The 26,283-nt window shown below is 72.0% G+C and carries 29 protein-coding genes; 17 read left to right on the forward strand and 12 right to left on the reverse strand.

Annotation, left to right across the window (positions count from 1 at the left end; translation table 11 throughout):
* Positions 1 to 164 precede the first annotated feature (164 nt).
* Positions 165 to 662: a hypothetical protein gene (locus PX701_RS14860; RefSeq protein ID WP_231431346.1), complete on the forward strand. Its 498-nt coding sequence runs from the start codon at positions 165 to 167 to the stop codon at positions 660 to 662.
* 73 nt (positions 663 to 735) lie between these two features.
* Here the strand turns inward: PX701_RS14860 and PX701_RS14865 are convergent, their stop codons facing one another.
* The gene (locus PX701_RS14865) at positions 736 to 942 is read right to left on the reverse strand and encodes a dodecin family protein (RefSeq protein ID WP_231431345.1); all 207 of its coding nucleotides are present in this window, start codon (positions 940 to 942) and stop codon (positions 736 to 738) included.
* 86 nt (positions 943 to 1,028) lie between these two features.
* Positions 1,029 to 1,220 (reverse strand): DUF5302 domain-containing protein, encoded by a 192-nt coding sequence (locus PX701_RS14870; RefSeq protein ID WP_231431344.1) that lies wholly within the window; start codon positions 1,218 to 1,220, stop codon positions 1,029 to 1,031.
* Between the two features lie 339 nt (positions 1,221 to 1,559).
* Here PX701_RS14870 and PX701_RS14875 point away from each other — a divergent pair, with 339 nt between their 5' ends.
* Entirely contained in the window at positions 1,560 to 3,842 is a 2,283-nt protein-coding gene (locus PX701_RS14875) for a polyribonucleotide nucleotidyltransferase (protein WP_231431343.1), read from the forward strand.
* A 180-nt stretch (positions 3,843 to 4,022) separates the two neighbouring features.
* Here the strand turns inward: PX701_RS14875 and PX701_RS14880 are convergent, their stop codons facing one another.
* The 4 genes from PX701_RS14880 to PX701_RS14895 are packed head-to-tail and all read right to left on the reverse strand — an operon-like array spanning position 4,023 to position 6,332.
* Positions 4,023 to 4,244, reverse strand: coding sequence for a hypothetical protein (locus PX701_RS14880; protein ID WP_231431342.1), 222 nt, complete (start codon positions 4,242 to 4,244; stop codon positions 4,023 to 4,025).
* Complete coding sequence (locus PX701_RS14885; protein ID WP_231431341.1) at positions 4,244 to 4,903, reverse strand: ArsR/SmtB family transcription factor; 660 nt, start codon at positions 4,901 to 4,903, stop codon at positions 4,244 to 4,246. Before PX701_RS14885 ends, PX701_RS14880 begins: the two co-directional genes overlap by 1 nt.
* A gap of 49 nt (positions 4,904 to 4,952) precedes the next feature.
* Positions 4,953 to 5,858: an ATP-grasp domain-containing protein gene (locus tag PX701_RS14890; protein ID WP_275506733.1), complete on the reverse strand. Its 906-nt coding sequence runs from the start codon at positions 5,856 to 5,858 to the stop codon at positions 4,953 to 4,955.
* A gap of 9 nt (positions 5,859 to 5,867) precedes the next feature.
* Entirely contained in the window at positions 5,868 to 6,332 is a 465-nt protein-coding gene (locus PX701_RS14895) for an Lrp/AsnC family transcriptional regulator (protein ID WP_231431339.1), read from the reverse strand.
* Between the two features lie 165 nt (positions 6,333 to 6,497).
* Between PX701_RS14895 and pdhA the strand changes: the two genes are divergently transcribed.
* The 4 genes from pdhA (at position 6,498) to PX701_RS14915 (ending at position 10,510) form a co-directional block, all read left to right on the forward strand.
* Positions 6,498 to 7,646 carry a pyruvate dehydrogenase (acetyl-transferring) E1 component subunit alpha gene (gene pdhA, locus PX701_RS14900; protein ID WP_275506734.1) on the forward strand — a complete coding sequence of 383 codons (1,149 nt, stop codon included), beginning with the start codon at positions 6,498 to 6,500 and terminating at the stop codon, positions 7,644 to 7,646.
* Positions 7,643 to 8,653 (forward strand): alpha-ketoacid dehydrogenase subunit beta, encoded by a 1,011-nt coding sequence (locus tag PX701_RS14905; protein ID WP_231431337.1) that lies wholly within the window; start codon positions 7,643 to 7,645, stop codon positions 8,651 to 8,653. Before pdhA ends, PX701_RS14905 begins: the two co-directional genes overlap by 4 nt.
* 5 nt (positions 8,654 to 8,658) lie before the next feature.
* Entirely contained in the window at positions 8,659 to 10,062 is a 1,404-nt protein-coding gene (locus PX701_RS14910) for a dihydrolipoamide acetyltransferase family protein (RefSeq protein ID WP_275506806.1), read from the forward strand.
* A 133-nt stretch (positions 10,063 to 10,195) separates the two neighbouring features.
* The gene (locus PX701_RS14915; RefSeq protein WP_231431336.1) at positions 10,196 to 10,510 is read left to right on the forward strand and encodes a 4a-hydroxytetrahydrobiopterin dehydratase; all 315 of its coding nucleotides are present in this window, start codon (positions 10,196 to 10,198) and stop codon (positions 10,508 to 10,510) included.
* A gap of 126 nt (positions 10,511 to 10,636) precedes the next feature.
* On the opposite strand, the gene PX701_RS14920 is transcribed toward PX701_RS14915, so the two are convergent.
* Together PX701_RS14920 and PX701_RS14925 are read right to left on the reverse strand one after the other, a co-directional pair.
* A complete protein-coding gene (locus PX701_RS14920) occupies positions 10,637 to 11,119 on the reverse strand; it encodes a GNAT family N-acetyltransferase (RefSeq protein ID WP_231431335.1) in 483 nt (160 codons plus the stop codon).
* Positions 11,098 to 11,724: a TetR/AcrR family transcriptional regulator gene (locus PX701_RS14925; RefSeq protein ID WP_231431334.1), complete on the reverse strand. Its 627-nt coding sequence runs from the start codon at positions 11,722 to 11,724 to the stop codon at positions 11,098 to 11,100. Before PX701_RS14925 ends, PX701_RS14920 begins: the two co-directional genes overlap by 22 nt.
* 127 nt (positions 11,725 to 11,851) lie before the next feature.
* On the opposite strand from PX701_RS14925, the gene PX701_RS14930 reads away from it, so the two are divergent.
* Positions 11,852 to 13,459 (forward strand): carboxyl transferase domain-containing protein, encoded by a 1,608-nt coding sequence (locus tag PX701_RS14930; protein WP_231431333.1) that lies wholly within the window; start codon positions 11,852 to 11,854, stop codon positions 13,457 to 13,459.
* Between the two features lie 47 nt (positions 13,460 to 13,506).
* On the opposite strand, the gene PX701_RS14935 is transcribed toward PX701_RS14930, so the two are convergent.
* Positions 13,507 to 14,232: an MBL fold metallo-hydrolase gene (locus PX701_RS14935; RefSeq protein ID WP_275506735.1), complete on the reverse strand. Its 726-nt coding sequence runs from the start codon at positions 14,230 to 14,232 to the stop codon at positions 13,507 to 13,509.
* 112 nt (positions 14,233 to 14,344) lie between these two features.
* On the opposite strand from PX701_RS14935, the gene PX701_RS14940 reads away from it, so the two are divergent.
* The 8 genes from PX701_RS14940 to PX701_RS14975 all read left to right on the forward strand — a co-directional run bounded on the left by PX701_RS14940 (position 14,345) and on the right by PX701_RS14975 (position 22,998).
* Entirely contained in the window at positions 14,345 to 14,914 is a 570-nt protein-coding gene (locus PX701_RS14940) for a TetR/AcrR family transcriptional regulator (protein WP_231431331.1), read from the forward strand.
* Between the two features lie 62 nt (positions 14,915 to 14,976).
* Positions 14,977 to 17,052, forward strand: a complete 2,076-nt coding sequence (locus PX701_RS14945; RefSeq protein ID WP_275506736.1) for an ATP-binding protein — start codon at positions 14,977 to 14,979, stop codon at positions 17,050 to 17,052.
* Entirely contained in the window at positions 17,049 to 18,215 is a 1,167-nt protein-coding gene (locus PX701_RS14950) for an acyl-CoA dehydrogenase family protein (protein ID WP_275506737.1), read from the forward strand. Before PX701_RS14945 ends, PX701_RS14950 begins: the two co-directional genes overlap by 4 nt.
* 53 nt (positions 18,216 to 18,268) lie before the next feature.
* Positions 18,269 to 18,850 carry a MaoC family dehydratase gene (locus PX701_RS14955; RefSeq protein WP_231431329.1) on the forward strand — a complete coding sequence of 194 codons (582 nt, stop codon included), beginning with the start codon at positions 18,269 to 18,271 and terminating at the stop codon, positions 18,848 to 18,850.
* Positions 18,850 to 19,668, forward strand: a complete 819-nt coding sequence (locus PX701_RS14960) for an HpcH/HpaI aldolase/citrate lyase family protein (protein ID WP_275506738.1) — start codon at positions 18,850 to 18,852, stop codon at positions 19,666 to 19,668. Before PX701_RS14955 ends, PX701_RS14960 begins: the two co-directional genes overlap by 1 nt.
* Positions 19,669 to 19,836: 168 nt before the next feature.
* Positions 19,837 to 20,919: an aldo/keto reductase gene (locus PX701_RS14965; RefSeq protein ID WP_275506739.1), complete on the forward strand. Its 1,083-nt coding sequence runs from the start codon at positions 19,837 to 19,839 to the stop codon at positions 20,917 to 20,919.
* Positions 20,920 to 20,977: 58 nt separating this feature from the next.
* A complete protein-coding gene (locus PX701_RS14970) occupies positions 20,978 to 22,363 on the forward strand; it encodes a M16 family metallopeptidase (protein WP_275506740.1) in 1,386 nt (461 codons plus the stop codon).
* 32 nt (positions 22,364 to 22,395) lie between these two features.
* Positions 22,396 to 22,998 carry a histidine phosphatase family protein gene (locus PX701_RS14975; protein ID WP_231431325.1) on the forward strand — a complete coding sequence of 201 codons (603 nt, stop codon included), beginning with the start codon at positions 22,396 to 22,398 and terminating at the stop codon, positions 22,996 to 22,998.
* 123 nt (positions 22,999 to 23,121) lie between these two features.
* On the opposite strand, the gene PX701_RS14980 is transcribed toward PX701_RS14975, so the two are convergent.
* Positions 23,122 to 23,619, reverse strand: a complete 498-nt coding sequence (locus PX701_RS14980; RefSeq protein WP_275506741.1) for a GNAT family N-acetyltransferase — start codon at positions 23,617 to 23,619, stop codon at positions 23,122 to 23,124.
* 58 nt (positions 23,620 to 23,677) lie between these two features.
* Here PX701_RS14980 and dapB point away from each other — a divergent pair, with 58 nt between their 5' ends.
* Both dapB and PX701_RS14990 read left to right on the forward strand, forming a co-directional pair.
* Complete coding sequence (gene dapB, locus PX701_RS14985; protein ID WP_231431323.1) at positions 23,678 to 24,442, forward strand: 4-hydroxy-tetrahydrodipicolinate reductase; 765 nt, start codon at positions 23,678 to 23,680, stop codon at positions 24,440 to 24,442.
* Positions 24,439 to 24,906 carry a tetratricopeptide repeat protein gene (locus PX701_RS14990; protein WP_231431322.1) on the forward strand — a complete coding sequence of 156 codons (468 nt, stop codon included), beginning with the start codon at positions 24,439 to 24,441 and terminating at the stop codon, positions 24,904 to 24,906. The genes dapB and PX701_RS14990 overlap by 4 nt, the downstream gene beginning before the upstream one ends.
* Here the strand turns inward: PX701_RS14990 and PX701_RS14995 are convergent.
* Both PX701_RS14995 and PX701_RS15000 read right to left on the reverse strand, forming a co-directional pair.
* Positions 24,878 to 25,786, reverse strand: coding sequence for a TIGR01777 family oxidoreductase (locus tag PX701_RS14995; RefSeq protein WP_231431321.1), 909 nt, complete (start codon positions 25,784 to 25,786; stop codon positions 24,878 to 24,880). The genes PX701_RS14990 and PX701_RS14995 overlap by 29 nt on opposite strands.
* 3 nt (positions 25,787 to 25,789) lie before the next feature.
* The gene (locus PX701_RS15000; RefSeq protein WP_231431320.1) at positions 25,790 to 26,215 is read right to left on the reverse strand and encodes an OsmC family peroxiredoxin; all 426 of its coding nucleotides are present in this window, start codon (positions 26,213 to 26,215) and stop codon (positions 25,790 to 25,792) included.
* Positions 26,216 to 26,283 lie beyond the last annotated feature (68 nt).

The following is a 26,283-nucleotide window of genomic DNA, read 5'->3' on the forward strand; positions in this document are numbered from 1 at the left end:
TCGATATCACTCGTGCGACCGTCCTGGCGGCGGTAGCCTTGCAATCGGGACGCGGCCGGAGGGCCGCGAACGCCACGCGCATTCCGATCGGGGCGGGTCACGAGGTCTCGCGGGTCGACGACGGCCGGGTCACCGGTTTCGAAACCCGATCGGAAGGATCCACCATGTTGATTCGCAAGGCCATGGCCGCACTCGCCGCCGCTGCGGCGCTCGTGCTCGTCGGCGCGGGCCCCGCCATGGCGGGCGGCAGCCCCCACTTCATCAAGAGCGCCACGAGCGCGTCGGCCGACGGGACCAGCCTCGTCGTCCAGTTCAAGGAGGCCGGCCTGTCGTCGGGCTCCATCGAGACCGTCCAGGCGACGGCGCATCTCGACGCCACGTACCAGTGCATCAACGGCGGGGGCAACAACCCGAGCGATCCGAAGAAGACGACCATCTCGCAGGACGTCTCGGAGAGCGGGGTCTTCACCGCCGGCAAGAACGGCAACCTCGTCGGATCGCTGACGCTGTCGCCGCCCGCGGCGGCCGACGTGCTCGACTGCCCGAACGGCCAGACGTCGACGTTGACCGCGGTGACCTGGTCGAATGTCAGGGTCGACGACCTGACGAGCGGTGCCTCGATCATGTTGAAGGGCACGTTCAGCTCGGGCTCACCGGTCTGATCGGCACGCACGGACCCGGCGGGGGCGCGGCTGCGCCCCCGCCGGCTCGTGTGCCGGCCCGCGGCGTCGACGCTCAGTCGTCGAGCACGAAGGTGACCTCGAGCGTCACCGACCAGGCCGTGATGCGGCCATCGGCCGCCTCGACCTTCTGCTCCTTGACCCACGCGCCGCTGACGTTGCGAAGCGTCTCGGCGGCGCGGGCGACGCCCGCGGCGACCGCGTCGTCGAAGCTCACCTCGGAGCGGACGGTGATGGTGGTGACTCGTGCGACGGAAGACATGGGTTCCTCCTCGATTCCATCGGCGTACCGCCCATCATCCGCCTCACGGCGCGCGACCGCGAGGGGTTGACCGGTGCGGGCCCGCGTCAGCCGCTCTTGCGGCGGAACTCGCGCTTGTGCGAGGCGGGGCCGTGCGCGTCGTGCGCCTGGCCGCCGCCGTCGAGGTGCGCCTCGCCCTCGCGCTGCTTCGATGCCTTGTTCTTGCGCTCGAGCGCCTCGCGGAACTTGCGCTTGGTCTCGTCGGTAGGGCCCGCGGGCTTCGCGTCGTCGGATGCCATGGGTTCGAGTCTGGCATGGATGTCGCGGCGGATGCCCCACGAGCGGAGGAGCGGCGAGCACGATCCGGAGCGTCGACCACGCGACATCCGCAGTTCACGGCCTCAAAATGCTCGCTCTGCTAGCATGGCAGGCGGTCACCCGTGCGATTCGTCGCGGGTGCCGTCTGGAGCAGGCCGGCAGGAAGCTGGTCCCCTGTGGTGGATCACCGAGCACGCATCGGTGGACTTCTACTGGTGGCCAGCGTGAACGCAAGCTCTTGCGATTCGTAATGCCTGTTCCTGCTCCTTCGTACGAGTCGCGCCCACACGGGGTGCGACGTTAAACAAAGGAGAGGCCTCTTGGAAGGTCCTGAAATCACGTTCGCCGAGACCGTCATCGACAACGGCAAGTTCGGCACGCGTACCATCCGCTTCGAGACCGGCCGCCTCGCCCAGCAGGCGCAGGGCTCGGCCGTCGCGTACATCGACGAAGAGACCATGCTGCTCTCGGCGACGAGCGTCTCGAAGCAGCCGAAGGAGCACTTCGACTTCTTCCCGCTGACGATCGACGTCGAAGAGCGCATGTACGCCGCGGGCCGCATCCCCGGCTCGTTCTTCCGTCGCGAGGGCCGCCCCTCGACCGAGGCGATCCTCACCTGCCGGCTCATCGACCGCCCCCTGCGCCCCTCGTTCGTCGAGGGCCTCCGCAACGAGGTCCAGGTCGTCGTCACGGTGCTCGCGATCGAGCCCGACGAGCTCTACGACGTGCTCGCCATCAACGCCGCCTCGCTCTCGACCCAGCTCTCGGGCCTGCCCTTCTCGGGCCCCGTCGCCGGTGTGCGCGTCGCGCTCATCGACGGCCAGTGGGTCGCGTTCCCGAAGCACTCGCAGCTCGAGGAGGCCGTGTTCAGCATGGTCGTCGCCGGCCGCGTCGTGACCGAGGCCGACGGCTCGCAGGACGTCGCGATCATGATGATCGAGGCCGAGGCGACCGACAACGCGTGGGACCTCATCCAGGGCGGCGCCGTCAAGCCGAACGAAGAGGTCATCGCGCAGGGCATCGAGTCGTCGAAGCCCTTCATCAAGCAGCTCGTCGAGGCGCAGCTCCAGGTCGCGAAGACGGCCGCCAAGCCGGTCGCCGACTACCCGACGTTCCCGCCCTACCAGCCCGAGGTCAAGGAGGCCGTCGCGGCCTTCGCCGGCGCCGAGCTCAAGGACGTCTACCAGATCGCCGGCAAGGTCGAGCGCCAGGACGCCGACGACGCCCTCAAGGCGCGCACCAAGGAGCACATCGCGGCCAAGGTCGAGGCGGGCGAGCTGCCCGAGTCGGCCATCGCCGAGGTGTCGGCCGCATACAAGTCGGTCACGAAGAAGGTCATGCGCACGCGCGTCCTCGAAGAGGGCGTCCGCATCGACGGTCGCGGCCTCGCCGACATCCGGCCGCTCGACGCGGAGGTGCAGGTCGTGCCCCGCGTGCACGGCTCGGCGATCTTCCAGCGCGGCGAGACCCAGATCCTGGGCGTCACCACGCTGAACATGCTCAAGATGGAGCAGCAGATCGACTCGCTCTCGCCGGTGACGAAGAAGCGCTACATGCACAACTACAACTTCCCGCCGTACTCGACGGGTGAGACGGGTCGTGTGGGTTCGCCGAAGCGTCGTGAGATCGGCCACGGCGCCCTCGCCGAGCGCGCCCTCGTGCCGGTGCTGCCGTCGCGCGACGAGTTCCCCTACGCGATCCGCCAGGTGTCGGAGGCGCTCGGCTCGAACGGCTCCACCTCGATGGGCTCGGTCTGCGCGTCGACGCTCTCGCTGCTCAACGCGGGCGTGCCGCTGAAGGCCCCCGTCGCGGGTATCGCGATGGGCCTCATCTCCGACACCGTCGACGGTGAGACCCGCTACGCGGCGCTCACCGACATCCTCGGTGCCGAAGACGCCCTCGGCGACATGGACTTCAAGGTCGCCGGCACGAGCGAGTTCGTCACCGCGATCCAGCTCGACACGAAGCTCGACGGCATCCCCGCGTCGGTGCTCGCCGGCGCGCTGACCCAGGCGAAGGACGCCCGCACGACGATCCTCGCCGTGCTCAACGCCGCGATCGACGCGCCCGACGAGATGGCGCCCACCGCGCCGCGCGTCATCAGCGTGCAGATCCCCGTCGACAAGATCGGCGAGCTGATCGGCCCGAAGGGCAAGACGATCAACGCCATCCAGGACGAGACCGGCGCCGAGATCTCCATCGAGGAGGACGGCACCGTCTACATCGGCGCGACCGACGGCCCCTCGGCCGAGGCCGCCCGCGCCCAGGTCAACGCGATCGCCAACCCGACCAACCCCGAGGTCGGCGAGCAGTTCCTCGGCACGGTCGTGAAGATCGCCGCGTTCGGTGCGTTCGTCTCGCTGCTGCCCGGCAAGGACGGCCTCCTCCACATCTCGGAGGTGCGCAAGCTCGCCGGCGGCAAGCGCGTCGAGAACGTCGAAGACGTTCTGGGCGTCGGCCAGAAGATCCTCGTCGAGATCACGAAGATCGACGACCGCGGCAAGCTCTCGCTCGCCCCGGTGCTGCAGGAGGACGCGGACTCCGAGGGTCGCGGCGCGACCGGCGAGCACGCCGAGGCTCCCGCCGAGGGTGCCGACGCGTAATCGCACCCAGCACGCACGCGGATGCCCCGCCCGATCCATTCGGGCGGGGCATCCGTCGTTCACGGCCGGGGGAGGCCGGCCGCCGCCGCTTCGGTGATCCGCACCGATTCGGAACGATGCGGATGCCTCGCTCCGAAGTCGTGGCGATCGCCGAACTCCCGGCGCGGCGCGTGAGCCGGCTCAGAGCAGGCGGGTCGTGGCGCGGCCCGTGAGCGCGTCGCGCTCGGCCAGCGCCCTGCGGGCGGCGGTCCGCGCCTCGAGCCGGTCGAGCTGGCGTTCGCGGTCGTTGCGCCGGCTCGCGAGCCGGAGACCCCAGCTCGCGAGGCCGAGCCCGCCGCGCACAGCGAGTGCGGCGAGGGCGCCGGCGCCGGGAGAGAGGGGAGAGAGGGTTGCGTTCGTCATCATCGCTCCTTCGGAGTCGTGGTGTCGTCGGTGACCTGCCCGCGCACGAGCGGGAAGGCGTTGAGGTGGATCTGCACCGGGCGCGAGCCCGGCGACGGGGTGAGCTTGTAGAGGTCGCCGTACTTCATGAAGACGACGTCGAGCTCGGCGACGAGTGCGCCGAGCTGCTCGGCGGTGAGCCGGAGGTTGATCGTGTCGCTCGTGGCGATGTCGAGCCATTCGGCGTCGAAGATCTGGTCGCCCTCGGTGACGAAGTCGCGGAAGTTCTGCTCGCGTGTGCGCATCCACTCGTCTTCGACAAGCTTGGCGGCGAGTCGTTCGGCGCTGCCCGGCGGCAGCGAGCGGGCGTCGGGAACGGCGACCGAACCGGGCACCCGCTCCCACCAGCGTTCGCGACCCTTGCCGCGAGCGGTGTTCTCGCGCACGAGGCCGGACCGCTCGAGTTGGCGCAGGTGGTAGCTCATCGACCCGCTCGATTCGCCGAGTCGTTCGCCGAGCCCGCTCGCGGTGAGCGGGCCGTAGGCCGACAGCTCGTCGTAGATGCGCACTCGCAACGGGTGGGCGAGCGACTTCAGCGCCGAGGTCGACAGCACATGGTCGATGCCGGGGTGGCGGGTGCTGCTCGGCTGGTCCTCGAAGTTCTCCGGTGTCGTCGTCATGTTGCAAAGATAGCGCTGCAAAGAAAGCTTTGCAAGAGTTTGTTTGCAATCAATCGTTTGCAACTCCGTCCCGGTCGGTGCCGAGCCGGGCGATCGTCGCCTCGGCGAGGCGTCCGGCGCTGCCTGGAGCGAGATCCAGGTACAGCATCGGCTCGATGAGCTCGAGCTCGAGCACGCCGAGACAGCCGCCGAACCGGACGACGTCGAACCTCGCGTACAGGAGGTCGAACGGCAGCACTGCGAGCATCGCCTCGACCGCGGCGAGGTCGTCGGGGTCGGGAACGACGCGCTCGATCGACCCGCCGTAGATGCCATGGGCGCGGAAGTCGCCGGCGGCCGGGCGCTTGCGCAGCACGTGGCTGTGCGTCCCGCCCAGGAACGCGAACGACAGTTCGCCCTCCGCGACGATCGATGCGGCGAACGGCTGCACCATGACCTCGGCGTCGTGCGGGAGCGCCTCGAGCATCGCGGCCAGGTCGCTCGCCGTCGTGCGGACGACGCCCGACCCGCCGACTCCGATCGCCGGCTTCACGACGAGCTCGTCCCAGCCGGCGTCGTCGACCGCGGCGAGCACCCGTGCCGCATCGACCCGTCGCCCGCGCACGACCGGCACGATCGGCACGCCCATGCGCTCGAGGTCGTCGAGGTAGCGCTTGTCGGCGTTCCAGCGCACCGCGTCGACGGGGTTGAGGAGGAGGCACCCCGAGTGCGCGATCCCGTCGGTCGCCTCGAGGAACGCGTCGACGTGGTCGACGTAGTCCCAGGTGCTCCGCAGCACCGCGGCGTCGTAGCGACTCCAGTCGACGGTCGGGTCGCTCCAGGCGACGGCCTCGGCGTCGACGCCGCGTTCGCGGAGCGCCTCGAGCAGCCGGTGGTCGTCGGCGAAGAGCGACTCCACGTCGGGGATGCGCCACGTGACGAAGCTCGGGAGCCGCTCGCATCTCACGACCGCCACGTGCATCGGTCAGCTCCCCGAGGTGAGCAGCGGTCCGAGTCGATAGGGGATGAGCTCGCCCATCGCGAGCGAGGTCTCGGTGCGTTCGACGCCGTCGACCGCGAGGATCTCGCCGTCGATGCGGAACAGGTCGTGCGCATCTCGGCAGACGACGCGCACGAGCAGGTCGATCGACCCCGAGAGCCCGTGCGCCTGGATGACCTCGGGGATCTCGGCGATGCGGTCGACCACGTCGCCGAGCAGCTTCTGCCGGACGTGGACGGCGATGAACGCCTCGAGCGGGTAGCCGAGCGGCGTGGGGTCCATGCTGCGCTCGAACGAGAGGAACGCCCCGGATGCCTCGAGCCGCGCCATCCTCGCCTGCACGGTGTTGCGCGACAGGCCGAGCCGATCGGCGAGGGCGACCACCGTGGCGCGCGGGTCGGGTGCGAGCGCCGAGAGCAGGGCGCGATCGACGGCGTCGTAACCGGTCATATCGCCAGACGATAGCACGCATCGCTCGGCTTCGACTTGGCAACATGCTCAAGCGATCGGTGCATGCTTGAGCGGTGTGACCGATCGACGTATGCTCGCCGTATCCGGCAGAGCGGCCGGTGCGGGCTGCCCACGAAGCGGGTCCGCCGAAAGCGAGGATCGACGATGACCCCATCCGACCGAGACGCCACGGGGCTGTTGACGCGCCCCGATCCGTTCGTCCAGCTGATCACCCCGACGGGCGAGCGCGTGCGCGACGACGTCCACGACCCGTGGGTCCGCGACATCGACCTCGATGTGCTCGCGCGGCTGTACCGCGACATGGTCGTCGTGCGCCGGCTCGACACCGAGGCCACGGCCCTGCAACGCCAGGGCGAACTGGGCCTGTGGCCCCCGCTGGCCGGCCAGGAGGCCGCCCAGATCGGGTCGGCGCGCGCCCTCCGCGGCGACGACTTCGTCTTCTCGAGCTACCGCGAGCACGCCGTCGCCTGGGTGCGCGATGTGCAGCCGGCCGAGCTCCTGAGCGTGTGGCGCGGCACCGCCGCGAGCGGGTGGAACCCCTACGAGCACAACATGGCCGTGCCGCAGATCATCATCGGCGCGCAGGCGCTGCACGCCACCGGCTACGCGATGGGAGCCCGCTGGGAGGGCACCGACACCGCGGCCATCGCCTACTTCGGCGACGGCGCGACCAGCGAGGGCGACGTCAACGAGGCGCTCGTGTTCGCCGCGAGCTTCGACGCCCCCGTCGTGTTCTTCTGCCAGAACAACCAGTGGGCGATCTCCGAGCCGGTCGGACTGCAGTCCAAGCAGCCCCTCGCGCGTCGCGCCGACGGCTTCGGCATGCCGGGCATCCGCGTCGACGGCAACGACGTGCTCGCCGTCCTGGCGGCGACGCGCATCGCACTCGATCGCGCCCGCCGCGGCGAAGGGCCGACCTTCATCGAGGCCGTCACCTACCGGATCGGCCCGCACACCACCGCCGACGACCCGACCCGCTACCGTACCGAGCCCGAGCTCGCCGAATGGCGCGAGCGCGACCCGATCGCGCGCGTGCTGACGTTCCTCGAGGCCTCGGGTGTCGACGCCGAGGGCCTGCAGCGCGACGCGCAGGCCGAGGCCGACCGCGTCGCCGCCGACCTGCGCGCGGCGATCACGACGCTCGCCGACCCCGAACCCATGTCGGTGTTCGACCACGTCTACGCCGAGCCGAACAGCCACCTCGACCGCCAGCGCGACCACTACGCCCGCTACCTCGCGATGTTCGACGACGCGAGCCACGAGGCATCCGGCTCTGAAGGAGGCGCTCGATGACTCAGCTGACCCTTGCGAAGGCCCTCAACGCGGGGCTGCGCCACGCGCTCGCCGACGACGAGAAGGTCGTGCTCATGGGCGAGGACATCGGCACGCTCGGCGGCGTGTTCCGCGTCACCGACGGGCTGAAGGCGGAGTTCGGCGCGCACCGCGTCGTCGACTCGCCGCTGTCGGAGGCGGGCCTCATCGGAACGGCGGTCGGGCTCGCGTACCGCGGATTCCGCCCCGTCGTCGAGATCCAGTTCGACGGCTTCATCTATCCCGGCTTCGACCAGATCGTCGCCCAGGTCGCCAAGCTGCACTACCGTTCGCGCGGCACGGTGAAGATGCCGATCACGATCCGCGTGCCCTTCGGCGGCGGCATCGGTGCGGCCGAGCACCATTCGGAGTCGCCCGAGGCGTACTTCGCGCACACGGCGGGCCTGCGCGTCGTCGCGTGCTCGAACCCCGCCGACGCGCACCTCATGATCCGCCAGGCGATCGCGAGCGACGACCCCGTGCTCTTCTTCGAGCCGAAGCGCCGCTACCACGTGAAGGGCGAGGTCGACCTCGACGCGAGCCTCGCCGACGCACCGCCCATGGGCGTCGCGTCGACGCTCACCCGCGGCGACGACGTCACGCTCGTCACGTACGGCGCGCTCGTGCAGACCGCCCGTGACGCGGCGACGGCGGCGGCGGAAGACGGCGTCTCGATCGAGGTCATCGACCTGCGCTCGCTCGCGCCGATCGACTACGCACCCGTCGAGGCGTCGGTGCGTCGGACGGGACGCCTCGTGATCGCGCACGAGGCGGGACAGCAGGGCGGCATGGGCGCCGAGATCGCGGCGTCGATCACCGAGCGGTGCTTCGAGTTCCTCGAGGCGGCGCCCGTGCGCGTCACCGGCCACGACATCCCGTACCCGCCGGCCAAGCTCGAACGGCACCACCTGCCCGACCTCGACCGCATCCTCGACGGGGTCGACCGGGTGCTCGGCCGTCCGAACTCGCTGAGCGGAGTGGAGGCATGACGACGATGATCCGCGACTTCCCGTTGCCCGACCTCGGCGAGGGCCTCACCGAGAGCGAGATCGTCGCCTGGCGGGTCGCCGTCGGCGACCGGGTCGAGCTCAACCAGATCGTCGCCGACGTCGAGACCGCGAAGGCCGTCGTCGAACTGCCGACGCCGTACGCGGGGGTCATCACCGCGCTGCATGCCGCCGAGGGCGAGACGGTCAACGTGGGCGAGCCGCTCTTCTCGTGCGACACCGGTGAACCGATCGACGACGGCGAACCGGTCGGGGCGGCGGATGCCTCCGAGTCGGGCGCCTCGACCTCCGATGCCCCCGAGCCCACGCTCGTCGGCTACGGTGCGCGCGACGAGGGCGGCCCGAAGCGGCGTGCGCGCCGCGCGCCGGGCGGTGCCGCTTCCGCGGCGGCGACGGCACGCACCGGCACGCCCTCCGCGACGTCGGCGGAGGCGACGACCGGGCCGGCCGCCGCCGAAGCGCCCGCGCAGGCGGGGGAGCGGCCCGAGCGACCCCGCTCGACGCCGCCGGTGCGCAAGCTCGCCCGTGACCTGGGCGTCGACCTCGAACAGATCGCGGGCACCGGCCCGCGCGGGCTCATCACGCGCGACGACGTCGAGCGCGCGGCGTCCTCGCCCGGGGTCGCGGCTCCCGCGGCCGGTGCCGTCGGCGCAGTGCCCGCCGCGGCGGCCCGCGGCCGTGCCGACCGCCCGGCGGAGACGCGCATCCCGATCCGCGGCGTGCGCAAGCACACCGCGGCGGCGATGGTGCGCAGCGCCTTCACCGCGCCGCACGTGACCGAGTTCCTCACCGTCGACGTCACCGAGACGATGGAGCTCGTGCGCAGCCTGCGCGAAGACCGCGCGCTCGCGTCGCACCGGGTCACCCCGCTCGCCGTCGTCGCGAAGGCGCTCTGCATCGCCGCTCGCCGCACGCCCGACGTCAACGCCCGGTGGGACGACGACGCGCAGGAGATCGTGCAGTTCGGCGGCGTCAACCTCGGCATCGCCGCCGCGACCGATCGGGGACTCGTCGTGCCGAACATTCCGGCCGCAGACGAGCTGACGCTGCTCGAGCTCGCCGACGCGATCACCGCGCTCGCCGAGACCGCCCGCGCAGGGCGCACGAGCCCCGCAGACCTCGCAGGCGGGACGATCTCGATCACCAACATCGGCGTGTTCGGCATCGACGCGGGCACGCCGATCCTCAACCCGGGTGAGGCGGCGATCCTCGCGATGGGGGCCGTGCGACGCCAGCCGTGGGAGCACCGCGGTGAGATCGCGCTGCGCGAGGTCATGACGCTCAGCCTCTCGTTCGACCACCGACTCGTCGACGGTGCGCAGGGCTCGCGGTTCCTCGCCGACATCGGCGCGATCCTGCGCGAGCCGGGTCGCGCGCTGACCATGATGTGACGGCCGGTACCGAACTCGGGAGATCGGCGGCGGCTCGCCGTTCCGTCGTGCGATCCGCGGCGGGCACCCGGGTTCGGTACCGGGTGGGACCGCACCCCTACCGGCGGGTCGTCGCCCGGAGGATGATGGCAGCATGAACGACCCGCGGCGCATCCTCACCCCGGCCGAGACCGCCGACGACCTGGCGGGAACGGCGTTCGTGCACACCGGCGACCGGATCGACGGCGCCTACCGCACCGATGACTTCGCGAGCGCGGTCGAGCTGCTCGACGAGGTCGCTGCGGTCGCCGACGCCCTGAACCACCATCCCGACGTGCGGCTCGGCTGGGGGCGCATCGAGTTCGAGCTGAGCTCGCACGACGTGGGCGGCGTCACCTCGCGCGACGTCGAGCTCGCCCGCCGGATCGACGCGCTCGCCGACGGGCAGGGTGCGCGGCCCGGCAACTGACGGGCAGGGCGCGCGGCCCGGCAGTCGTCGCGAACTGCGCGGCACGCGATCGGCCGGGGCTCGGGGTTCGCCGCAGTCGGGCCGGACCGGTGGTCGGCACGCCCGCGAGGCATCCGCCCGCGCCGATCAGCCGAGCTGGTAGACGCGTTCCTCGATCTCGGTGCCGCGTGCGTTCGCGAACCCCGTCTCGGTGCCGACCTGCTCGAATCCGAGCCGCTCGAGCACCGCGATCGAGCGGGCGTTGTCGGCTGCGACGCGAGCGCGCACGGGGCGCTCGCCGAGCGTGTCGAGGAAGAGGCGCATCGCACGGGTCGCGATGCCGCGGCCCCAGTACGCACGGTCGATCCAATAGGTGATCTCGGGCGTGCCCTCGTCGAACCAGCGGGCGACGCTGCCCACGATGTCGCCGTCGACGCGGACGGTGCGGGCGTCGATGCCCGGATCGTCGAAGAGTCGTCGCCAATGGGCGTCGAACATCGCCCGATCGCCCGGGTCGGGCGGCGTGAACGCGGCCATCTCGACCGCGACGGGGTCTTGCTCGATCAGGAACAGTGCATCGAGATCGCCGACGCGGGTCGCGCGCAGCGTCACGACATGAGGCTCGCCCATGCCATCTCCTCCAGGATGCCGCGGACGATGCCCTCGGCAGGTCGGCGCCCGGGGATGCGGGCGCTGTGCGGAGTGGAGTTCAGGAGTCCGAAGGCGGCGTGTGCCCGGACCCTGAGCTCCGCCTCGGCCCGATCGGGCCGGAGTCTGGAGAGCACGTCGACCCAGTTCTCGACGTACCGGCGCTGGAGGAGGCGGACCTCGTGACGGGCGCCGCGGTCGAGCTGCTCGAGCTCGCGGTCCTGCACGAGGATGACGTCGGCCTCGCCCAGCGCGAAGTCGACGTGGTGGGCGATGAGCGCGCGCAGCGCGTCGTCGGGGCCGGATGCCTCGCCGAGGACCCGCTCGGCCCCGTCGAGGAGGGCCCGGCTCGCGCCCTCGAGGATGGCGGCGAGCACCGCGGCCTTGCCGGGGAAGTGCCGGTACACCGCGGGGCCGGAGACGCCAACGGCGGTGCCGAGGTCTTCGATCGTGACGCCCGCATAGCCGCGCTCGGCGAAGAGCGTCGCCGCGGCGGCGAGGATGGCGGCGCGACGGTCGGCCTTCTGGCGGCCGCGCTCGGTGAGCGCTGCCGGTGCCTCGGGCACGGGGGCGGGGCTGCTTGCCATCTCGGTTAACGCTCGCTAACATCGGGAATCGAGTTAGTGCACACTAACCGAAATCACGTGCCGTCCACAAGGGGGCGCGCCGCCGCCGGCGAAGGGGCCGACGGCGGATCGACCGAGACGGGGCGAAATGGTCACGCTGCAGACGCACATCGACGCCGATGGCGAGGCGGGGCGTGCGAACGCCGCCGCCCATGCCGAACTCGTGGAGGAGCTGCGCGAGCGGCTCGCCGCCGCGGCGCTCGGCGGGCCCGAGGCATCCCGGGAGCGCCATGTCGCCCGTGGCAAGCTGCTGCCCCGCGACCGGGTCGACCGCCTGCTCGACGAGGGCAGCCCGTTCCTCGAGGTCGCGCCCCTCGCCGCCGACGGCCTGTACGGCGGCGACTCGCCGGGTGCCGGCATCATCACGGGCATCGGGCTCGTGCACGGCCGTCCCGTGATGGTCGTCTGCAACGACGCGACCGTCAAGGGCGGCACCTACTACCCGATGACGGTGAAGAAGCACCTGCGCGCGCAGGAGATCGCGAAGGAGCATCGCCTCCCGTGCGTGTACCTCGTCGACTCTGGCGGCGCGTTCCTGCCCCTGCAGGACGAGGTGTTCCCCGACCGCGAGCACTTCGGCCGCATCTTCTACAACCAGGCGCAGCTCTCGTCGATGCGGGTCCCGCAGCTCGCCGCCGTGCTCGGCTCGTGCACGGCGGGCGGCGCCTACGTGCCGGCGATGAGCGACGAGACCGTGATCGTGCGGAACCAGGGCACCATCTTCCTCGGCGGCCCGCCCCTCGTGAAGGCAGCGATCGGCGAGGTCGTGACGCCGGAGGAGCTCGGCGGCGGCGACCTGCACTCGCGGGTGTCCGGTGTCACCGACCACCTCGCAGAAGACGACGAGCACGCGCTCGAGCTCGTGCGCGACATGGTCGCGACGCTGCCCGAGCAGCCGGCGCGGGCGTGGGCGGTGCGCGAGCCCCGTCCTCCGGCCGTCGACCCGGCGGGCCTCACCGCAGCCGTGCCGATCGACGTGCAGCAGCCCTACGACGTGCACGAGGTGATCGCGCGGCTCGTCGACGGCAGCGAGTTCAGCGAGTTCAAGCCCGAGTACGGCGACACCCTGGTCACCGGCTTCGCCCGCATCGACGGCCACCCGGTCGGCATCGTCGCGAACAACGGCGTGCTGTTCAGCGAATCCGCGATGAAGGGCGCGCACTTCATCGAGTTGTGCGACCAGCGCGGAATCCCGCTGCTGTTCCTGCAGAACATCTCGGGGTTCATGGTCGGCCGCGACGCGGAGGCGGGCGGCATCGCCAAGCACGGCGCGAAGATGGTGACCGCGGTCGCCACGACCCGGGTGCCGAAGCTCACGGTCGTGATCGGCGGCTCGTTCGGCGCCGGCAACTACTCGATGTGCGGGCGGGCGTACTCGCCCCGGTTCCTCTGGATGTGGCCGAATGCGCGCATCTCGGTGATGGGCGGCGAGCAGGCGGCCTCCGTGCTCGCGACGGTCAAGCGCGACCAGCTCGCGATCAAGGGCGAGACCTGGGCGGATGACGCGGAGGAGGCGTTCCGCGCCCCGATCCGCGCGCAGTACGAAGACCAGGGCAGCCCGTACCATTCGACGGCCCGGCTCTGGGACGACGGCATCATCGCGCCCGAGGACACGCGCACGGTGCTCGCCCTCGCGCTCGAGCTCGCGAGCCGCACTCCGCTGCCCGAGCCGGCGTTCGGGCTCTTCCGCATGTAGTGACGGCTCGGGCGCTCGGGCGCTCGGGCGCCCCGCCGTTCGCAGCGTCAGCGAGCGGATGCCTCGGCCGCGCGCTCGATCGCGTCGACGATCGCCGGTACGCCGCCGTGCCAGGGCGTGCCGTGGCCCGGAAGCACCCAGCTCGCCGCGACGCCGTCGAGCCGATGCAGGGAGGCGAGCGCCTCGGCGGGGTCGTCGGTGAAGGGGGCGGGCTGCGGACCTTCGGCGCCCGTGAGCACGTGCCTGGTCGTCAGCGCGTCGCCGACGAACACGGCGTCGACCGCGGGAACGTGGATCGCGACGCTGCCGGCGGAGTGCCCCGGCATGCCGATGATGCGCGGCGAGCCCGGCAGGTCGAGCACGTCGCCGTCGCGCATCGGCACGACCTCGGTGAGGTGCGTCGTGCGCAGGCCGCCCGTGCGCGCCGCGTACCAGAGGAACCTCGCGGTCGCGCCGAGCTTCACGTGCCCCCATCCGGGCTTCGACGACTCCTCGCCCCGCGCGCGGGCCGCGTCGGCCTCGTGGACGTGGACGGGCACGCCGTGGTCGCGGCGCAGGCGTTCGGCGAAGCCGATGTGGTCGGTGTCGCCGTGGGTGAGCACGACGCCCCGGACGTCGTCGACCGTGCGGCCCATCGCCGCCAGCTCGTCGATCAGCTCCGGCCACTGCCCGGAGAGGCCTGCGTCGATGACCGTCACGCCCTCGGGTGCGTCGACGAGGTAGACGGCGACGATGTCGTTGCCGATGCGGTGGAGCGACGGGGCGAGCTGCATTTCGGGATCCTCTGCGTTCTCGGTGTGGACGATGATGGCTATGCTACATAGCCATCATGGCTATGCGCAATAGCCTAAGCTCGATTCCGACATCGCATGAGGGGAGCACGAGATGCCCGCACCCGATCGCACCTCGCTCGAGGAGATCATCGCCGCCGGCCGCACCGTCGTCGAGTCCGCCGGCCTCGACGGCCTGACGATGCAGGCCGTCGCCGATCGCGTCGGCGTGCGAGCGCCGTCGCTCTACAAGCGGGTGCGCAACCGCGGCGCGCTCGTGGCGCTCGTGGCCGAGGCGACCGTGCGCGACCTGGCCGCCCGCCTCGACTCGGCGGCGCCGTCCGGCGGCGACGCGCGTCGCGGGCTCGTCGGGCTCGCCCGCGAGCTCCGTGCGTTCGCGCACGAGTGCCCCGTCGCGTTCGGCCTGGTGTTCGCACCCGGCGGCGGGGGAGTGTCGCAGGGGGTCCTCACGGCGGCGAGCGCCCCGGTGCTGCGCGTCGCCACGGCGCTCGTCGGCGAGTCCGATGCGCTTCCCGCCGCGCGCACGATCACCGCCTGGGCGAACGGCTTCGTCACGATGGAACTCGCGGGGGCGTTCCGGCTCGGCGGTGACGTCGACCGCGCGTTCGACTACGGCGTCGAGCGACTCGCCGAGGCGCTTGCCAATTCAGTTAACGAGCACTAACATCAGTTCCAGTTAGTGCGCGCTAACTGGAGAGCGCGCTGCGATGGTGCAGAGAGGCGCGAATGGTCACGCTCGAGGGCTTGCCCGGCGATGCCGGCTCCCGACTCCCCGCCGAGGTCGATCCCCGCCCGCGCCCGTTCGAGCGCGTGCTCGTCGCGAACCGCGGCGAGATCGCGGTGCGCGTCATCCGCACCCTTCGTCGGCTCGGCATCCGCTCGATCGCCGTCTACTCCGACGCCGATGCCGACGCGCCGCACGTGCGGCTCGCCGACGACGCCGTCCGCATCGGCCCCGCAGCGGCCGCCGAGAGCTATCTCGATGCCGACCGCCTCGTCGCTGCGGCGCTCGCGACGGGTGCCCAGGCCGTGCACCCCGGGTACGGCTTCCTGTCCGAAGACGCAGACTTCGCCGCCGCCTGCGCCGCGGCCGGCATCGCCTTCGTCGGCCCCGGCGCGCGCGCCCTCGAGATCATGGGCGACAAGATCCGCGCGAAGCAGCATGTCGCGGCGTCGGGCGTGCCGACGGTGCCCGGCGTCGCCGATCCAGCGCTCGACGACGCGGCACTCCTCGAAGCCGGTGCGGCGGTGGGGTTCCCGCTCCTCGTGAAGCCGTCCGCCGGCGGCGGCGGCAAGGGCATGCAGATCGCGCGAGACGCCGAGCAGCTGGCCGCGGCGCTGCCGGCCGCACGCCGCATCGCCCGGGCCGCGTTCGGCGACGACACGCTCCTCCTCGAGCGGCTCATCGAGCGCCCCCGGCACATCGAGGTGCAGGTGCTCGCCGACGCCCATGGCCGCGTCATCCACCTCGGCGAGCGCGAGTGCTCGCTGCAGCGCCGCCACCAGAAGGTCATCGAAGAGGCGCCGTCGCCGTTGCTCGACGCGGCCACCCGCGCCCGCATCGGCGAGGCGGCCTGCGACGCCGCCCGCAGCGTCGACTACCGCGGCGCCGGCACGGTCGAGTTCCTCGTCTCCGACTCTGCACCCGACGAGTTCTTCTTCATCGAGATGAACACCCGGCTCCAGGTGGAGCACCCCGTCACCGAACTCGTCACCGGCATGGACCTCGTCGAGCAGCAGCTGCGCATCGCCGCGGGCCAGCCGCTCGCTGTACGGCAGGACGACGTGCGGCTCACCGGGCACGCGATCGAGGCGCGTGTCTACGCAGAGAGCCCCGAGCGCGGCTTCCTCCCGTCGACGGGTGAACTGCTCATCTGGCGCGAGCCGGCGGGCGACGGGGTGCGGGTCGACGGCGGCATCCGCTCGGGCCAGACGATCACCGCCGACTACGACCCGATGCTCGCGAAGGTCATCGCACGCGGGGCCGACCGGGCCGAGGCCCTCACGCGGCTCGACGCGGCGCTCGCCGGCACGGTGGTGCTGGGCATCGACACGAACCTCGCGTTCCTCCGCCGCCTCCTCGCCGAACCGGCGGTGCGGCGCGGCGACCTCGACACCGGCCTCATCGACCGCATGCCGGAGCCCGAGTCCGACGGCGTTCCCCCCGAGGCGCTCGCCGCCGCGCAGGCGGCACGCGCCTCGGCGGCCGTCGATGCCGCCCGCGAGGCCGGCGGTCGTGCCTGGCAGCTCGCCCGCGACTGGCGACCCGGTCGACCGGGCACCCCCTCCGGCGCCGCAGCGCACTCGGCGTCTGCGGACGCCGTCGCGACCGCCGGCGACGGCGCGACCTGGGTGCACACTCCGCACGGTACCTGGCGGGTGCCGGCTCCCGATCGTCGCGCCGACCTCGACGCCCGACTCGCGATGATCGAGCGCGGCGGCCTCGTCGACCCCGAACTCCGTGCGCCGATGCCCGGCACCGTGACCGCCGTGCTCGTCGCCGACGGCGACCGGGTCGAGCCCGGAGACGCCGTCGTCGCGATCGAGGCGATGAAGATGGAGCACCGCGTGACCGCGACCGTCGCCGGCATCGTGCGGCTGTCGGTCGCGATGGGGCAGCAGGTCTCGCGAGACCAGCCGGTCGCCCGAGTCGACGCATCGCCCGAGGCATCCACCCGCATCGACGGCACCGCCGACCGCGACCCGGTCGCGGCCGCCCCGAGCATCCCACCGGCATCGTCGGGCGCACTCCACGAGGGTGCGCACCCGAGCACCCCACCAGGAATGAGGATCACGACGTGAGCACCGAGCTGAGCAGCGAAGAGCAGCAGCTGTACGACATGGTCTGCGAGTTCGCCGACACCGTCGTCGCACCGCAGGCGTACGAGGCGGACCGCACGCACACCCTGTCGATGGACGTCGTCGCGCAGATGGGCGAGCTCGGGCTGTTCGGGCTGCCGTTCCCCGAGGAGGTCGGCGGCCAGGGCGGCGACTACGTGGCGCTGTGCCTCGCGATCGAGGCCCTCGCCCGCGTCGACCAGTCGATCGCGATCACGCTCGAGGCTGCGGTCGGCCTCGGCGCGATGCCGGTCTTCCGTCACGGCACCGAGGAGCAGAAGGCCGAGTTCCTGCCCGACCTCGTCGCGGGTCGCGCGCTCGCCGGCTTCGGCCTGACCGAGTCCGAGGCCGGTTCCGACGCCGGCGCCACCCGCACGACGGCCGTGCTCGACGGCGACGAGTGGGTCGTGAACGGCTCGAAGCAGTTCATCACCAACTCGGGCACGCCGATCACGAGGTTCGTCACGGTCACGGCCGTCACCGGCGAGCGCACCCGGGCCGACGGATCGGTCGCGAAGGAGCTCTCGACGATCATCCTGCCGAACGGCACACCCGGCTTCACGGTCGCCCCCGGCTACGACAAGTCGGGCTGGCGCGCGTCCGACACGCACCCGCTGACGTTCGACGACGTGCGCGTGCCCGCGGCGAACCTGCTCGGCGAGCGCGGGCGCGGCTTCGCCAACTTCCTGCAGACGCTCGACGAGGGCCGCATCGCGATCGCGGCGCTCGCGACGGGTGCTGCGCAGGGCTGCCTCGACGAGGCGCTCGCCTACGCGAAGACCCGCAACGTGTTCGGCGTGCCGATCGCGTCGCACCAGTTCATCGCCTTCACGATCGCCCAGATGCAGGCCCGCGTCTACACGTCGCGCCTCGCCTGGCACGACGCGGCCCGACGCGCCGACGCGGGCCTCCCGTTCAAGAAGGAGGCGGCGATGGCGAAGCTCGTCTCGAGCGACGCCGCGATGCTGAATGCTCGCGACGCCACCCAGATCTTCGGCGGCATGGGCTTCATGAACGAGAGCCTCGTGGCCCGGCACTACCGCGACTCGAAGATCCTCGAGATCGGCGAGGGCACCAACGAGGTGCAGCTCATGGTGATCGCACGCGAGCTGGGCCTCGCCGGGTAGCGTTCGAGTCGAGAGGGATGCCTCGGGCCGACCGAGGCGGGAGGGAGCGGGCGATGCCCGGCGAATCGACCGACCTGCCCGAGGTGCGCCGCGAGGTGCTGCAGCGGGGGCTCTGGTTCGACGAGTTCGAACCCGGCACCCGCTACCTGCACCGGCCGGGTCGCACCGTCACGGAGGCCGACAACGTGCTGTTCACGACGCTGACGATGAACACCCAGTCGCTGCACCTCGACGCCGCGTGGGCCGAGGGCCAGCCGTTCGGCGAGCGGCTCGTGAACTCGATGTTCACGCTCGCGACGATCGTGGGCGCCTCGGTGGCCCAGCTGACCCAGGGCACGATCGTCGCGAACCTCGGGTTCGCCGAGGTCGCGTTCCCCGCACCGCTCTACCACGGCGACACCCTGTACAGCGAGACGCTGGTCGTCGCGGTGCGCGAGTCCGCCTCACGGCCCGGTCAGGGCATCGTCACCCTGCATCACGTCGGGCGCAACCAGCACGGGGTCGAAGTCGCCCGGGCGACGCGGTCGGTCCTCATGTGGACGCGCGAGGCGGGGGAGCGGCAGGCATCCGAGTCCGCGAGCGGTTCCGCTGCCGCCGGCGCGCGCGGCGCCGAGCGCACCGACGAGGAGGAATGATGGCCGACCGACCCGCCTTCCGCTTCGGGCCGGCGATCCTGTTCTGCCCGGCGGATCGCCCCGAGCGATACGCGAAGGCGCTCGACCGCGCCGACGCCGTCATCGTCGACCTCGAAGACGCCGTGGCGCCGGGTGCGAAGCCCGAGGCCCGCGCAGCCCTCGTCGACACGCCGCTCGACCCCGAGCGTGTGATCGTGCGCGTGAACCCCGCCGGCACCGAGGACTTCGCCGCCGACCTCGCCGCGATCGCCGCGACCGACTACCGCACGGTGATGCTCGCCAAGTGCGAGGGCACGGCCGACCTGGTCGACCTCGCCGAGCTCGAGGTCGTCGCGCTCTGCGAGACGGCGCGCGGCGTCATGTCCGCGGCCGAGATCGCGGCGATCCCCAACGTGTCGGCGCTCATGTGGGGTGCTGAAGACCTCGTCGCGTCGCTCGGCGGCTCGTCGAGTCGCGGGCCCGACGGCGGCTATCGCGAGGTCGCGCGGCACGCCAGATCTCAGGTGCTGCTCGCCGCCGGGGCGCACGGCGCCGCGGCGATCGACGCCGTCCACCTCGACATCGCCGATGTCGAGGGTCTCCGCCTCGAGGCGGAGGATGCGGCGGCCGTCGGCTTCGCGGCGACCGCGTGCATCCACCCCTCGCAGTCCGCCGTCGTCCGGTCGGCGTACCGGCCCGAGCCCGAGCGCGTGGCGTGGGCGCGCGCGGTGCTCGAGGCGGCCGAGGGCGAGCGCGGGGTGTTCGCGTTCCGGGGGACGATGGTCGACGCACCAATGCTCGCCCAGGCCGAAGCGGTGCTGCGGCGCGCCCGCGGCTGAACCGCGCGCTCGGTTCATGAGACTGCCTCAGGATCCCCTTGAACGGGGGACATCCGCGGCCCCGCTGCAAACGATTCGATAACGGTTCACCCGTTCTCCGCCGAATCGGCGCAGAAACAGCCATCGATCTGCATATCCTCAGAGCCAATCCTGGGGAGGAGGAGACGAGTGGCACGACACGTCTACCGCGGCAGCGCGGCGAGCGCTGCGGGGGCGGCGATCGCCGAGATCGACATCGACGCGATCGAGCGCGCCGAGTCGAGCGAGCCCGAAGCGGCCCGCCTGCGCGTCGAGACCGTCGCGTCCAACCCGCTCTCCGGGCCGATCACCGTGCCGGCGCGTGTGCCCATCGGAGGCACCGGCATCGAGGCCCAGCCGTTCGCGCTCGGGGCGTCGACCTTCGGCTGGACGCTCGGCGCCGACGACGCATTCGCGGTGCTCGACCGCTTCGCCGGCGTCGGCGGCTCGCTCCTCGACACGGCCGACAGCTACGCCGCGGGGCGCAGCGAGTCGATCATCGGCATGTGGCTCGAGTCGCGCAGCGCGCGCGCCCGGATGTCGGTGATGACGAAGATCGGCCAGCACCCCGATCACCCGGGCCTCGCGCCGAAGCAGATCAAGGCCGCTGTCGAGGCCTCCCTCTCGCGGCTCGGCGTCGAGCGCCTCGACCTCGTGCACTTCCACGGCGAAGACCCCGAGGTCCCGCTCGAAGAGAGCCTCGGAGCCGTCGACGCGCTCATCGCCGCCGGCAAGGTGGGGGCGATCGGCGCAAGCGACTTCGGTCCCGACCGGCTCATCGAGGCGCGCGTGCTCGCCGCGAACGGGCTGCCCCGCTTCCAGACGTTCACGACCCGGTACAACCTCATGGAGCGTCGTCCCTACGAGGGTGCTCCCGAGCTCGTCGCCCACGCGCAGGGCCTCGCCGTGCTGCCCTACTTCGCCCTCGCGAACGGATTCCTCGGCGGCCAGGTCCGCCGTCGTGCCGACGTGCGGCACGACGCCCGCGGAGCGCGCCAGGCCAAGCACCTGGGGCGTCGCGGTCACCGGGTGCTCGCCGCCGTCGATGCGGTCGCCTTCGCCCACGGCGTCCAGCCCGCGACGATCGCACTGGCCTGGCTGCTCGCGAAGCCGACGGTCGCAGCGCCCGTCGCGAGCGCAACGCGACCCGAGCAGGTCGAGGCGCTCCTCGCCGCCGCCGGCATCGAGCTCACGCGCTCCGAGCTCGTCGAGCTCGACCGCGCCTCGGCCTGAGTCGCGCGGCCGTCGAGCCGACCTGCTTTCCATGCCCGGGTGGCATAGGCTGTTCGGGATGAACGGCGCCGTCGACCTCCCACTCGGCCAGGCCGAGCTCTCGTTCGAGGCGACGGGCGGCTCGCGCGTGCGGCGTTCGGTGCTCCCCTCGGGCGTCCGGGTGCTCAGCGAGCAGGTTCCGGGCAGTCGCAGCGCGACCGTCGGCTTCTGGGTCGCGGTCGGCTCGCGCGACGAGCAGGGGGCGGATGCCTCGCGGCCGGCGAGCCTCGGGTCGACCCACTTCCTCGAGCACCTGCTGTTCAAGGGCACCGCGAAGCGCACCGCCCTCGACATCGCGATCTCGTTCGACTCGGTCGGCGGCGAGCACAACGCGCTCACCGCGAAGGAGTACACCTGCTACTACGCGAAGGTGCAGGATCGCGACCTGCCGATGGCGGTCGAGGTGCTCGCCGACATGTTCACCTCGTCGCTGCTCGACGCGGGCGAGTTCGAGACCGAGCGCGGCGTCATCCTCGAGGAGCTGTCGATGGCGGGCGACGACCCCGCCGACGTGGCCAACGAGCGATTCTTCAGCACCGTGCTCGGCGAGCACCCGCTGGGCCGTCCCATCGGCGGTGATCCCGCGACGATCCGGGCCGCCACCCGCTCGGCCGTGCACGAGCACTACCGGGCGAACTACCGCCCGCAAGACCTGGTCGTCACCGTCGCGGGCGCCGTCGACCACGACCCGCTCGTCCTCGATCTCACGCGCGCCCTCGGGGTCGCGGGCTGGCGGCTCGACGAGGCGGCCGACCCGGTGCCGCGCCGCTCGACCGCCCCGGCGACCCTCGACACGGGGCATCCGCTGACGGTCGTCGAACGACCGACGGAGCAGGTCAACCTGCTCGTCGGCGTTCCCGGGCTCGTCGCCACCGATGAGCGCCGCTCGACGATGAGCATGCTCAACGCGATCTTCGGCTCGGGCATGTCGTCGAGGCTCTTCCAGCAGGTGCGCGAGCGCCGCGGGCTCGCCTACGCCGTCTACTCGTTCGCGCCGGCCTACTCCGACGCCGGCCTCTTCGGCATGTACGCGGGCTGCGCCCCGTCGAAGGCCGGCACCGTCGCCGAGCTCATGCGCGACGAGCTCGAGCGGCTCGCCCGCGACGGCGTGACCGCCGAAGAGCTGCGACGCGCGGCCGGTCAGCTCGCCGGCGCATCGGCGCTCGCGCTCGAAGACTCCGACACCCGCATGAGCCGTCTCGGCCGGGCCGAGCTGACGCTCGGCGAGTTCGCAGACCTCGACGAGGCGCTCCGGCGCATCGCACGCGTCACCGTCGACGACGTGCGGGCGCTCGCCGCCGACCTCGTCTCCCGCCCGTTCTCGGTGGTCGCCGTGGGTGCGATCGACGAGACGGCGTTCACCGGCGCGATCGACCAGCTCGCGCCGAGCACCGACGTCGCCTGACGCGACCCGACGAGCAGTACAGGAACGAACCCTTGGCACATCACCTCTATCTCGTGCGGCACGGCGAGCAGCTCGACGCCGAGCACGGCCTGCCCGACGGCCCGCTGTCACCCCGTGGTCGCCGTCAGGCGGAGCTCCTCGCCGAGCGGCTCGGCGGCATCCCGTTCGACCACGCGTGGCACTCGCCGCTGCAGCGGGCGACCGAGACCGCCGAGATCATCGCGGCGAAGATGCCGGCGCTGAACCCCGAGCCGTCTCCGCTCCTGTTCGACTGCATCCCCTCGGGGCCCGCCCCCGAGACGCCGAAGTTCTACGACCCGTTCTTCGGCTCCGTGACCGAGGACGAGATCGAAGCCGGCAACGCGCAGATGGCCGATGCGGTCGCCGAATTCCTGCGTTCGCACCGCGACGACCGGCACGAGCTGCTCATCACGCACAACTTCGTGATCGGCTGGTTCGTCCGCGAGGTGCTCGGCGCTCCCGACTGGCGCTGGGTCTCGATCAACCAGGCCAACGCCGGGCTCACCGTGCTGACGCAGAAGCCCGGGCGACCGTGGAGCCTCGTGGTGCACAACGACCTCGCGCACCTGCCGCCCGAGCTCCGCACCGGCCTGCCGGAGCCGTTCTCCATCTGAGCCGCACGCTCCCACCCGGGCTCGCCCCCACGCAGGCTCGCTCGCACCGTGCACCCGTGGAGGAACATTCCAGCCGCGCACGGCGCGTCGCGCCCGTGCCCTCGGCGTGTCGACGGGTGCTCCCTACAGATCGGCGCCGACCGGCTTGCCGTACCAGTTCGTCGCGTTCGGGTTCGCGTTGTACGGCTCGATGTCGACGTATCCGGCCGAGCGGTAGAGACCGCCGGCCGCCTCGAGCGAGGCGTTCGTGTCGAGCACGAGCTCCTGCGCGCCGAACTCGATCGCCCGGCGCTCGAGCTCCGCGAGGAGCCGCTTGCCCTCGCCACGACCCCGGCCGGCCGGGGCGAGCCAGAGGTGCTTGACCTCGAACCTGATCTCATAGGTCTCGGGGCGACGCTGGATGCGCCGGACCCCGCCGCAGCCGACGAGCTCGCCGCCCCGCTCGTCGTCGACCACGACGAGGAACACGCCGGCGGGCGGCGTGAACTGCGAGGCATCCGGCCAGGTCGGGCGGTACTCGCCCTGCTCGGCGGGAAAGCCCGCCGCGCGCTCGGCGAAGTACGCCTCGAGCAAGTCGTGGGCGTCGGGATCGGTCACGGCGGCCTCGCGGTATCGGAGCATGCGTCGAGCATATTCGGGACGCGGCTGCGTGGAGCACGGGCCTCGGTAGACTCGACGGGTGACGATCAAGGTCGCCGTGGCCGGAGCCACGGGCAAGATGGGGCAGCTGGCGATCCGACTCATCGAGGCGGCCGACGACCTCGAACTCCACGCTGCGCTCGGCTCGGGATCGAGCCTCGACGAGATGCTCGGCGCCGACGTCGCGCTCGACGTCACCCATCCGGCGGCGAGTCCCGCCATCGTCGAGTTCGCCGCAGGCGCAGGCATCCCCATCGTCGTCGGCACCTCGGGCTGGTCGCGCGACCGCATCGCCGAGATCACGAAGTTCGTCCGCGGACACGACGACGCCGGTGCCGTGCTGTTCGTGCCGAACTTCTCGATCGGCAGCGTGCTCGCGACCGCGTTCGCCGCGCTCGCTGCCCCGTACTTCGATTCGATCGAGATCATCGAGGCGCACCACGCGGGCAAGGTCGACTCGCCCTCGGGCACCGCGGTGCGCACCGCAGAACTCATCGGCGAGGCGCGCGGCGCCGCCGGCCCGGTCTCGGCGCCGCATGCCGATCAGCGCGCTCGCGGCCAGCTCGTCTCCGGCGTGCCCGTGCACAGCCTGCGCATGGCGGGCACGCTCGCCGAGCAGCGCGTCGTCATGGGCGGCGACGGCGAGACCCTGACCTTCACCCACTCGACGCTCTCGCCGAGTTCGTACGAGGCGGGCATCCTGCTCGCGCTGCGGCGCGCGACCGAGGCATCCGGGGTGAGCGTCGGCCTCGACGCCCTGCTCGACCTCGGCCTCGCAGGCGGCGCGCCTGCCGGCGCCCGATGACCGCGGCCGGCGGCCGCCGGGCGCTCACCGCGAAGTCGGGCGCGCTGATCATGGCGGCGTTGCTCGCGCTCTACCTCGCGCTCGTCGGGTGGCGCGCCGTGCAGTTCATGGGCACGGGCGAGCCGGTCGCGATCGTCATCGGCATCGCGCTCCTCGTGCTGCCGATCATCGCCGCGTGGGCGCTCTGGCGCGAGCTCGCGTTCGGCATCCGCTCGCAGGAGCTCATCCGGCGACTCCACGACGAGGGCGGTACCGACCTCGGCCTGCCGCTGCGCCCGAGCGGGCGCGCCGACCGCGACGCCGCCGACGCCGAGTTCGGCCGGTTCAAGGCCGAGGTCGAGGCCGACGAGGCGTCGTGGCGGGCCTGGCTGCGGCTCGGCCTCGCGTACGACGCGGCCGGCGACCGCCGTCGTGCGCGGCAGGCGGTGCGCACCGCTATCGAGCTCGACCGCCGGCAGCGCTGATCATCGCGTCGATCGCCGACTCGACGGTCGTGTGCGCGAATCGGTAGCCGTCGTCGATGAGCCGTTGCGGCCGGACCTTCTGGCTCGCGAGCAGCAGCTCGTCGGCCGCGCTGCCGAGCGCGAGCTCGAGCACCTTCTCGGGTACGCCGAACGCGTGCGGGCGCCGCATCCGCTCGGCCATGGCGCGCATCACCCGGTCCGCCGTCGCCGGGGTCGGCCCGACGAAGTTGACCGGCCCCGACAGCTTCGAGTCGAGCAGGTGCACGAGCGCGCCGACCTCGTCGTCGAGGGCGATCCACGGCCAGTGCTGGCCACCCGTGCCGAGTCGGCTCGACAGGCCGAACTTCGTGAGCGTCGCGACCCGCTGGAACGCCCCGCCGCCCGAGCCGACGACGAGGCCGGTGCGGACGAGCACGGTGCGGGTCTCTTCGGGAGCGAGCGACGCCGCGGCCTCCCACCGGCCGACGACCTGGGCGAGGAACCCGCTTCCGGCGCTGGAGTACTCGGTGAGCAGCTCGCCGGGGCGGTCGCCGTAGTACCCGACCGCCGACGCGCTGAGGAAGACCGACGGCGGCGTGCGGGCTTTGCGCATCGCGTCGGCGAGCGTGCGAGTCGCGCCGATCCGCGACTCGAGGATCTCGTCGCGGTAGCGCTTCGTCCACGGCAGTCGCGCGAGCGAGGCGCCGGCGAGGTTCACGACCGCGTCGACGCGATCCATCACGGTGAAGTCGATGATGCCCGCGGCGGGCGACCAGGACACCTCGTCGGCCTCGTGCGCGCGACGGCGCACGAGACGGACGACCTCGTGGCCGCGTTCGCGGAGCCGGGCCGAGAACGTGGTGCCGATGAAGCCCGTGGCACCGGCGATCAGGACCCGCATCGATCAGGCGAGTTCGGCTTCGATCGTGATCGGGATGCCGGCGAGCGCCTGCGAGATCGGGCATCCCGCCTTCGCGTCGTTCGCGAACGCCTCGAACTCGGCCTCGCTGAGGCCGGGCACGCGTGCGCTCACGAGCAGGTGGCTGCCGAGCACGCCCTTGCCGGGTTCGAAGGTCACGGCAGCGGTCGTCTGGATGCTCTCCGCGGGGTTTCCGGCCTCGGCGAGGGCGAGCGAGAGGGCCATCGAGAAGCACGACGAGTGCGCCGCGGCGAGGAGCTCTTCGGGGTTCGTCGTGTTGGCGACGCCCTCGGCGCGCGCCTTCCAGTTGACGGGGAAGTTCGCGAGCCCCGAGGAGTCGAGGGCGACGTCGCCCGACCCTTCGAACAGGGTGCCCTTCCAGACGGTGGTCGCTTCACTGGTGAGTGCCATCGGGATCCTCCACTTCGAGCCGGGCTCCCAGCCTAGCGGGGGAGCAGGGGCCGTCGGCAGGCGGGTTC

Origin of the sequence: Agromyces chromiiresistens (genome assembly GCF_029167465.1) — a bacterium.
GTDB classification, from domain to species: domain Bacteria; phylum Actinomycetota; class Actinomycetes; order Actinomycetales; family Microbacteriaceae; genus Agromyces; species Agromyces chromiiresistens.

What these genes read in the sequence shown, in the direction of transcription:
- PX701_RS14860 (WP_231431346.1), top strand. Translation starts at nt 165, where the DNA reads ATGTTGATTCGCAAGGCCATGGCCGCACTCGCCGCCGCTGCGGCGCTC.
- PX701_RS14865 (WP_231431345.1), bottom strand. Translation starts at nt 942, where the DNA reads ATGTCTTCCGTCGCACGAGTCACCACCATCACCGTCCGCTCCGAGGTG.
- PX701_RS14870 (WP_231431344.1), bottom strand. Translation starts at nt 1,220, where the DNA reads ATGGCATCCGACGACGCGAAGCCCGCGGGCCCTACCGACGAGACCAAG.
- PX701_RS14880 (WP_231431342.1), bottom strand. Translation starts at nt 4,244, where the DNA reads ATGACGAACGCAACCCTCTCTCCCCTCTCTCCCGGCGCCGGCGCCCTC.
- PX701_RS14885 (WP_231431341.1), bottom strand. Translation starts at nt 4,903, where the DNA reads ATGACGACGACACCGGAGAACTTCGAGGACCAGCCGAGCAGCACCCGC.
- PX701_RS14895 (WP_231431339.1), bottom strand. Translation starts at nt 6,332, where the DNA reads ATGACCGGTTACGACGCCGTCGATCGCGCCCTGCTCTCGGCGCTCGCA.
- pdhA (WP_275506734.1), top strand. Translation starts at nt 6,498, where the DNA reads ATGACCCCATCCGACCGAGACGCCACGGGGCTGTTGACGCGCCCCGAT.
- PX701_RS14905 (WP_231431337.1), top strand. Translation starts at nt 7,643, where the DNA reads ATGACTCAGCTGACCCTTGCGAAGGCCCTCAACGCGGGGCTGCGCCAC.
- PX701_RS14910 (WP_275506806.1), top strand. Translation starts at nt 8,659, where the DNA reads ATGATCCGCGACTTCCCGTTGCCCGACCTCGGCGAGGGCCTCACCGAG.
- PX701_RS14915 (WP_231431336.1), top strand. Translation starts at nt 10,196, where the DNA reads ATGAACGACCCGCGGCGCATCCTCACCCCGGCCGAGACCGCCGACGAC.
- PX701_RS14920 (WP_231431335.1), bottom strand. Translation starts at nt 11,119, where the DNA reads ATGGGCGAGCCTCATGTCGTGACGCTGCGCGCGACCCGCGTCGGCGAT.
- PX701_RS14925 (WP_231431334.1), bottom strand. Translation starts at nt 11,724, where the DNA reads ATGGCAAGCAGCCCCGCCCCCGTGCCCGAGGCACCGGCAGCGCTCACC.
- PX701_RS14930 (WP_231431333.1), top strand. Translation starts at nt 11,852, where the DNA reads ATGGTCACGCTGCAGACGCACATCGACGCCGATGGCGAGGCGGGGCGT.
- PX701_RS14935 (WP_275506735.1), bottom strand. Translation starts at nt 14,232, where the DNA reads ATGCAGCTCGCCCCGTCGCTCCACCGCATCGGCAACGACATCGTCGCC.
- PX701_RS14940 (WP_231431331.1), top strand. Translation starts at nt 14,345, where the DNA reads ATGCCCGCACCCGATCGCACCTCGCTCGAGGAGATCATCGCCGCCGGC.
- PX701_RS14945 (WP_275506736.1), top strand. Translation starts at nt 14,977, where the DNA reads ATGGTCACGCTCGAGGGCTTGCCCGGCGATGCCGGCTCCCGACTCCCC.
- PX701_RS14955 (WP_231431329.1), top strand. Translation starts at nt 18,269, where the DNA reads ATGCCCGGCGAATCGACCGACCTGCCCGAGGTGCGCCGCGAGGTGCTG.
- PX701_RS14960 (WP_275506738.1), top strand. Translation starts at nt 18,850, where the DNA reads ATGGCCGACCGACCCGCCTTCCGCTTCGGGCCGGCGATCCTGTTCTGC.
- PX701_RS14970 (WP_275506740.1), top strand. Translation starts at nt 20,978, where the DNA reads ATGAACGGCGCCGTCGACCTCCCACTCGGCCAGGCCGAGCTCTCGTTC.
- PX701_RS14980 (WP_275506741.1), bottom strand. Translation starts at nt 23,619, where the DNA reads ATGCTCCGATACCGCGAGGCCGCCGTGACCGATCCCGACGCCCACGAC.
- PX701_RS14990 (WP_231431322.1), top strand. Translation starts at nt 24,439, where the DNA reads ATGACCGCGGCCGGCGGCCGCCGGGCGCTCACCGCGAAGTCGGGCGCG.
- PX701_RS14995 (WP_231431321.1), bottom strand. Translation starts at nt 25,786, where the DNA reads ATGCGGGTCCTGATCGCCGGTGCCACGGGCTTCATCGGCACCACGTTC.
- PX701_RS15000 (WP_231431320.1), bottom strand. Translation starts at nt 26,215, where the DNA reads ATGGCACTCACCAGTGAAGCGACCACCGTCTGGAAGGGCACCCTGTTC.